The sequence below is a fragment of the Pseudomonas sp. AC463 genome (genome assembly GCF_979253585.1).
In genome coordinates, this window is record NZ_CEEDDZ010000313.1 from 1 (window position 1) to 332 (window position 332).

General features: G+C 69.0%; 1 protein-coding gene. It reads left to right on the forward strand.

What is annotated here, in order from left to right; all coding sequences use genetic code 11:
- Window positions 1-256, forward strand: a 256-nt coding sequence (locus AC0IYH_RS30290) for a LolA family protein (protein ID WP_471837831.1), incomplete at its 5' end; no start/stop codon positions are given.
- Between the last annotated feature and the right edge of the window lie 76 nt (window positions 257-332).

The following is a 332-nucleotide window of genomic DNA, read 5'->3' on the forward strand; positions in this document are numbered from 1 at the left end:
CGCCAAGGTCGTGCCCGGCGATCCGCGGCTCGTGTCCGTCGAGGCGCGCGACCCCAAGCATCCCGAATATGGCCGCATCACGCTGGTGCTGGCGCGCGATGCGGCGGCCCCGGCGGGGCTGACGTTGCAGGGCTGGGTCGCGCTCGACAGCCAGAACAATCGCACGACGGTGCGCCTTTCGAACCAGCGTTATGGCGTTCCGGTGGCGAGCAACACGTTCCGCTGGGTCGATCCGCGGCCGACGACGCGGCGGTAGTCCGTCGATCTTCCATGCTCGCGCCTCCGTGGGAGCGCTCGGACGATGTAGCCGGTGCGAATGATCGGCCAGGAAA